General features: G+C 76.2%; 5 protein-coding genes and 1 pseudogene. 4 read left to right on the top strand and 2 right to left on the bottom strand.

All coding sequences use genetic code 11. The features are described 5' to 3' along the window. Positions 1-316, bottom strand: a pseudogene (locus tag L1885_RS20935) (protein phosphatase 2C domain-containing protein); the annotation flags it as partial. 384 nt (positions 317-700) lie between these two features. Here L1885_RS20935 and L1885_RS20940 point away from each other — a divergent pair. From L1885_RS20940 to L1885_RS20955, 4 genes are all read left to right on the top strand, one after another. Continuing rightward, entirely contained in the window at positions 701-1,696 is a 996-nt protein-coding gene (locus tag L1885_RS20940; protein WP_235798708.1) for a helix-turn-helix domain-containing protein, read from the top strand. A 140-nt stretch (positions 1,697-1,836) separates the two neighbouring features. Next, entirely contained in the window at positions 1,837-2,319 is a 483-nt protein-coding gene (locus L1885_RS20945) for a DUF456 domain-containing protein (RefSeq protein WP_235798709.1), read from the top strand. 261 nt (positions 2,320-2,580) lie between these two features. Then, a complete protein-coding gene (locus tag L1885_RS20950; RefSeq protein ID WP_235798710.1) occupies positions 2,581-4,293 on the top strand; it encodes an amidohydrolase in 1,713 nt (570 codons plus the stop codon). Positions 4,294-4,465: 172 nt separating this feature from the next. Continuing rightward, on the top strand, positions 4,466-4,876 hold the full coding sequence (locus L1885_RS20955) for a PPOX class F420-dependent oxidoreductase (protein WP_235798711.1): 411 nt from the start codon (positions 4,466-4,468) through the stop codon (positions 4,874-4,876). A gap of 52 nt (positions 4,877-4,928) precedes the next feature. Here L1885_RS20955 and L1885_RS20960 read toward each other — a convergent pair whose 3' ends face one another. Further along, on the bottom strand, positions 4,929-6,299 hold the full coding sequence (locus L1885_RS20960; protein WP_235798712.1) for a DNA-3-methyladenine glycosylase 2 family protein: 1,371 nt from the start codon (positions 6,297-6,299) through the stop codon (positions 4,929-4,931). Between the last annotated feature and the right edge of the window lie 202 nt (positions 6,300-6,501).

Consider the following 6,501-nt stretch of genomic DNA (forward strand, 5'->3'; position numbering starts at 1 on the left):
CGGGACCGGCGCCTTCGGCGGCAGCGGCTGCAGCGGCCCCGGCGGCCGGAACGGCGTCGGGCCTCCCACCGCCCGGGTCACCGGATCGCCGGCCAGGGGCATCCTCCCGGCCGGTGTCCCCGCCGTCCGCGCGACCGGCGGCTTCGCCGGCGGACCGGTCCCCCGCGTCCACCGCGTCCGTCGCCGACGCGAACCGCTCGTCCAGCGTGTCGTCCCCGGCCGGGGCGCCCGCACCGGTGTCCGGCGACGTCTCGTCGTAGAGGCGGCCCCACCAGTCGTCGTCGGCGGGAGCGGACGGCTCCCCGTGCTTGCTCATGCCCCTAATCCTCGACCGCGGGGGCGGCGCGAAAACGGGCGGAGGGAAAATGAGGAGCGGGGGAGAGATGAGGACCGGCCGGGACGCGGGGGCGCGCACGTGGGAATGGCGAGGGCCGTCGCCAAGCCCGGCGCCCTCCAGCGGCCGGCCGGTCGAAGTCCGCCGTCGCACCCCCACCCCCCACGGGAAGGACGCGCGGCAGACGACCTCGGAGAGGCATATGACCGTGGCCTGTTGCTGCTCCGACTCGCCCACCTTGGCAGAATTACCGGGAGTACAGACACGATGTGTGCGGCGGTTTTACGCCGTGGCCGTTTTCCGCCACGGGCAAGGGGCGTGAAACGGCGCACACGGGCGAGGGCAGGACATGGGGAGGGGAACCGGGTGCTGGGTGCCATAGGGCTCGACGAAAGACAGGAGTCCGCGTACCGCGCACTGGTGGCGATCGGTGCGGCGGACGTCGCCGAGCTCGCCCACCGGCTCGCGCTGCCGGACCACGACATCGAGGGTGCGCTGCGGCGCCTGGAGCGCCACGGTCTCGCGGCGCAGTCGCCGGGCCGGGCCGGGCGCTGGGTCGCGGCTCCCCCGGCGCTGGCCCTCGGGGCGCTGCTGACGCAGCACCGCCACGAGCTGGAGCAGGCGGAGCTGGCGGCCGTCCTCCTCGCCGAGGAGTACCGCGCCGAGAGCAGCGAGGCCGCCGTCCACGACCTGCTGGAGGTCGTCACCGGCGCGAGCGCCGTCGCACACCGTTTCCGGCAGCTCCAGCTCGGCGCGGCGCAGGAGGTGTGCGCGCTGGTCACCGGCACGCCGGTCGCGGTGACGGGGGCGGAGAACGAGGCCGAGGAGACCGCGTCGACGCGCGGGGTGAGCTACCGCGTCGTCATCGAGCAGGAGGTGCTCGCGGGGCCGGGCGCGCTGGCGGAGCTGAGCACCGCGCTCGGGCGCCGCGAACAGGTGCGCGTCACGGGCGCCGTTCCGGCGAAGCTGGTGATCGCGGACCGCGCGCTGGCGATGGTCCCGCTGACCGGGCCGGGCGCCGAGCCGGCCGCGCTGGTCGTGCACGCGAGCGGACTGCTGGACTCGCTGCACGGGCTGTTCGAGGCCGTGTGGCGGGAGTCGATGCCCCTGGCGCTGGACGCGGGCGGGACCGTGCGGGCCGGTGGTCCCCCCGAGCCGGACGTGACGGACCTGCGCATCCTGTCGCTCCTGCTGGCGGGGCTGACGGACGCGAGTGTGGCCAAGCAGCTGGATCTCGGCCTGCGGACCGTGCAGCGGCGTGTGAAGGGCCTGATGGAGATGAGCGGTGTCAGCACCCGGCTGCAGCTGGGCTGGCACGCGTACGAGCGCGGCTGGGTGGCCCGGGGCGCCCGCCGGCCCTGAGCGGCCGGACCGCCGGAGCGGCCCGCCACCGGGCCCGGCACCGCCCCGCCCGACGCCGCGGCACGGGCCGCCGTCCGGCCGGCCGCGGGCCGGCCGCCCACTGATCTGCGGGAACGATGGGCATCCGGCAGGCTTGGTCCATGGACGTGTGGCAGCTGGTGCTGGTCGGCCTGGTGATGCTGCTCGGTCTTCTGGGCGTCCTCGTTCCCGGCGTGCCGGGCCAGGCGATCGTCTGGGCGGCGGTGCTGTGGTGGGCCCTGTCGGACACGTCGGGCACCGCCTGGGTGGTGCTGATGGTGGCCACGGCGGTGCTGCTGGTCAGCCAGGTGCTCAGACCGCTCCTGCCCTCGCGCCGCACGCGGCGGACGGGCGCCCCGCGCCGGACGCTGGCCCTGGGCGGTGTCTTCGCGATCGTGGGCTTCTTCGTGCTGCCGCTGGTCGGGGGGTACGTCGGCTTCGTGGGCGGCGTGTACGGCGCCGAGCGCCACCGGCTCGGCAGCCACCGGGACGGCTGGGCCTCCACCCGCACCCTGATGAGGGGAGCGGGCACACCGCTGCTCGTCGAGCTGTACGCCTGCCTGTTCGCCGTGGCCGCGTGGATCACGGCACTCGCCTGGAAGTGAGGGGCCGGGAGTGCGGCGCGGGGGTTGGCGTACGGCAGCCCGGCCGCACAACACGCGCCCGGGCGGACCCTGCCATACCCTCCTAAGAAGGGGGCGCGCAGCGTCGGCGCCGGCCGGTGGAGGCCGCCGCACGGCGCACACGGTGCGCGGCCCGCAGGCACCGCCCCGCACCCTTGAGGCACACCGCACCGGACACACCACCCGGCAACCGGCACCCGAGCACCATCCCGTGCCGCCTTCGCGCAGAACCGAGGGATCGCCATGCCCGAAGCGCACACCACCGCGGCCCACGTCGGAAGCCACCGGATCGACCTGGTGGTGCGGGGCGCCGACGTCCACACCCTGGATCCCGACCGGCCCCGGGCGTCGGCCCTGGCCGTACGGGACGGGCGGGTGGCGGCGCTCGGCACGGACTGGGACATCGAGAGCCTGGTGGGCCCGAACACCCGCGTGGTCGACGCGGGCGGCCGGATGGTCATGCCGGGGCTGGTGGACGTGCACGCGCATCTCGGCTTCGGCGGGCAGGCCGCGGCGTGGGAGCTGACGCTTCCGCCCATGTCGGGTGTGACGGAGATCCTCGGCTCCGTGCGGGACCGGGCCCGGGCCCTGGGCCCGGACGACTGGGTGGTCGGCGGGGTGCTCGTGGGCCCGGTGTTCCAGGCGGTGGGCAACACGGCGATGCTGGCGGCGCTCGACGAGGTGAGCGAGGGCCGTCCGGTGATGCTCCGGGACGAGTCGCTGCACAACAGGTGGGTCAACTCGCGGGCGCTGGAGATCCTCGGGGTCGGGGACGGCACCGCGGATCCGCCGGGGGGCCGCTACGTACGCGACGCCGCGGGGCGAGCGGTGGGTCTGCTCCTCGGCGCTCCCGCCGCGGACGCGGAGGCGGCGGCGCGGCGCGCCGTGGCGGATCCGCGCGAGCGGGACGCGCACTCGGCGCGCACCGCGGTGTCGGTGCTCAACTCCGTCGGTGTGACGGCGGTGCAGGACGCCGCGACGATGGGCTCCTGGCTCGACGTGTTCACCGGGCTGGACCGCGACGGCGAGCTGGACGCGTGGGTCGTCGGCTCCCTGCCGGCACGGGAGTTCATCGAGCCGGGGCCGGTCGGCCCCGAACTGTTCGACACCGCCCCGGAGCGGCGCTCCCCGCACGTGCGCCCGGACTTCGTGAAGGCGGTCCTCGACGGCGTGCCGGCGACGCGGACGTCGAAGTTCCTGGAGCCCTACCGGGGCGTGGAGGGCGCGGCGGCGGTGGCGGGCGGCGAGCCCACGGGCGAAAGCCTCTTCACCGACGCCGAGTTGGTGCTGCTGCTGGAGGAGGCCGTCGCCCGCGGCCTGCACGCGAAGCTGCACGCGACGGCCGACGGTGCGGTGCGCCAGGTCCTGGACGCGGTCCAGCGGCTGCGCGAACGCCACGGCGGCGGACCGGTGTTCCACCTCGCGCACCCCGAGTTCGTGCATCCGGACGACGTGCCACGCTTCCGGGACCTCGGTGTCGTGGCCGACGCGTCGCCCGTCCTGTGGTTCCCCAACCCGATGAACGGCATCATCGCGCAGCAGGTGCAGGAGCACTACATGCAGCGGATCTGGCCGCTGCGCGAGCTGCACGAGGCCGGCGCGCTCATCGCGGCGGGCTCGGACTGGCCGGTGGCGACGGGGCTGCCCAATCCGTGGCTCAGCATCGAGACCATGGTGACGCGCCGCAACCCGGACCCGACCTTCCCCGGCGACCTGGCGCCCGGCCAGGCGGTGGACCTCGCGACGGCGATCCGGGCGCACACCGTCAACGCGGCCCGGGCCGCGGGGCTCTCGCAGGAGACGGGCCGGCTGCGGCCGGGCATGTCGGCGGACTTCATCATCCTGGACCGGCAGTTGCACGACATCCCGGTGGAGGAGATCCACGCCACGCGGGTCCTGCAGACCTGGTTCGCGGGACGCCAGGTCTTCAGCCACCGCGCGCAGGTGGCGGCCTGAGCCGCCGGGCCCGCCCGGGGCCAGGACCGGGCCGCGGGGCCGCCCCTCCGAGTGGGCGGCGCGAACCGCGGTGGCTGCGGGCGCCCGGGGGGCCCGGCCCGCGGAGCGGCCCACCGGACGCGTCCGGCCGGTGCGTTCCCCGGTGTCCGGACGGACGTGTGAGGGTGGGGCCATGGCAGAGTTCAGCGGCGCCGAGCGCGCCTACCTCATGTCCCAGCGGCTCGGCCGCCTCGCGACCGTGGACCGGCACGGCCAGCCGCAGGCCAACCCGGTCGGCTTCCACACCCAGGACGACGGGACCGTGCTGATCGGCGGCTACGCGCTCGGCACGACGAAGAAATGGCGCAATCTGCGGGTGAATCCGCGCGTCGCACTGGTCGTCGACGACATCGCGAGCATCCGTCCCTGGCGGGTGCGCGGTGTGGAGATCCGGGGCGAGGCCGAGCTGTTGACCGGTCCGCACGGGCTCGGGGCGCACCTGAGCGACGAGTTGATCCGCATCCACCCGCGGAAGATCCACAGCTGGGGGCTGGACGAGCCGGAGCCGGGCCCGGACGGTCCGGAGGGCCGGAGCCAGGGGTAGGGGTGGGGTGGGGGCAGGAGGCCGCGGCCTGCCTTCCGCCTGCCCCGGCGCCTCACACCATGCGCACGTGGCGGGCCGCGTAGGAGCGCCAGGGACGCCACGCCTCCCGGGCGTTCTCCGTCTCGGGGTCGGCGGGCCACACGTCGGGGTCGCCGAGCGCCCGCATCCGGATGAGGGCGGCGATGCCCGGGTGGACGCCCGGTACGGCCCGCAGCGCGCGTTCCGTCTCGTCGCGGTCGGTTCCCGGATCGAGGCGTACCGCGCCGTCGGCGAGCGCCGTGGCCAGGGGGCCGGCGACCGGGTGACCGCGCAGCGCGTCCGCGCGGGGGAACAGGCGCCCCGGGCCCGCCCCCGGGGCGGGCAGTTCCTCGCCGAGCGCGGCGACCGCGGCCAGCGCCGCCTCCGGCCCGAGCACGGCGCGCAGCGCGTACTCCTCGGGGTCGGCCGTGCCCGGGGAGCGAAGGCCGGGCCGGGCCGCGACCAGCGGCGCCAGCTTCCGGTCCCCGCCGAGCCGGTCGTCCACCGCGTAAGGGTCCGCGTCCAGGTCGAACAGGCGCCGCAGCCGCTGGACGGCGGTGGTGAGGTCCCGCAGATCCGCCAGGTGCAGACGGGCCTCCAGCCAGCCCGTGCGGGGCACGGGGCCCGGTCGCTGGGGGTGGCGCCGCTCCTCCACGGCCGCCGTGGCGGGACCGTGCGGCAGCCGCAGGGTACGCCGGTACGTGCGGCGTCCGGCCGGGCCCGTGACCTCCTCCACGCCCGGCAGGGCCTCCCGGGCCAGCAGGTCGAAGACCTCGCGCGCCGCGTAGGGCCCCCGGTGGGCGAGTCGCAGCGGGATGCCGGCTCCGGCCGGGGCCCGTACGGTCCCGGTGCCGGACTCCGCGCGCAGCTCGCTCGGGGTCCTGGCGTAGATCTGCCGCATCGTGTCGTTGAACTGCCGCACGCTCGCGAACCCGGACGCGAACGCGATCTCGGTGACGGGCAGTCCGGTGGTCTGGAGCAGGACCCGCGCGGTGTGGCCGCGCTGGGCTCGGGCCAGGGCGATCGGTCCCGCGCCCAGCTCGGCGGTGAGCTGGCGCTGCACCTGGCGCGTGCTGTAGCCGAGGCGCTCCGCGAGGCCGGGCACACCTTCGCGGTCCACGACCCCGTCGCCGATCATGCGCATGGCACGGCCGACGACGTCGGCCCGGACGTTCCACTCGGCGGAGCCGGGCACGGCGTCCGGCCGGCACCGGCGGCAGGCGCGGAAGCCGTTGCCCTGGGCCGCCGCGGCGGTGGGGAAGAACCGCACGTTCCTGCGCTTGGGCGTCACGGCCGGGCAGCTCGGGCGGCAGTAGATGCCCGTCGTCTGCACGGCGAAGAAGAACACCCCGTCGAAGCGGGCGTCCCGCCCCGCGACCGCCTCGTACCGGGTGTCCTCGTCCATCGCCGCGTGCGTCATGCCGTCCAGTGTGTACCCGTCCGGGGGGCGGGGCGCGCGGGATTCGGACACGACGGCCGGTGACCGGGCGGGACGCACGCGGGGCGCGGGGCGCTCGCGCCGCCGGAAGGATCCGGTGCGCCCCCCTACCGGCGTCCCGCCCCGGTGCGCGGGAGGGGCCGCACCGCCGCCCGGCCGCAGCCGTTGG

This window comes from Streptomyces fuscigenes (assembly GCF_021556455.1).
GTDB lineage: Bacteria > Actinomycetota > Actinomycetes > Streptomycetales > Streptomycetaceae > Streptomyces > Streptomyces fuscigenes.

Coding starts and splice junctions, on each gene's coding strand:
- L1885_RS20945 (WP_235798709.1), top strand. CDS start 1,837: ATGGACGTGTGGCAGCTGGTGCTGGTCGGCCTGGTGATGCTGCTCGGT.
- L1885_RS20950 (WP_235798710.1), top strand. CDS start 2,581: ATGCCCGAAGCGCACACCACCGCGGCCCACGTCGGAAGCCACCGGATC.
- L1885_RS20955 (WP_235798711.1), top strand. CDS start 4,466: ATGGCAGAGTTCAGCGGCGCCGAGCGCGCCTACCTCATGTCCCAGCGG.
- L1885_RS20960 (WP_235798712.1), bottom strand. CDS start 6,299: ATGGACGAGGACACCCGGTACGAGGCGGTCGCGGGGCGGGACGCCCGC.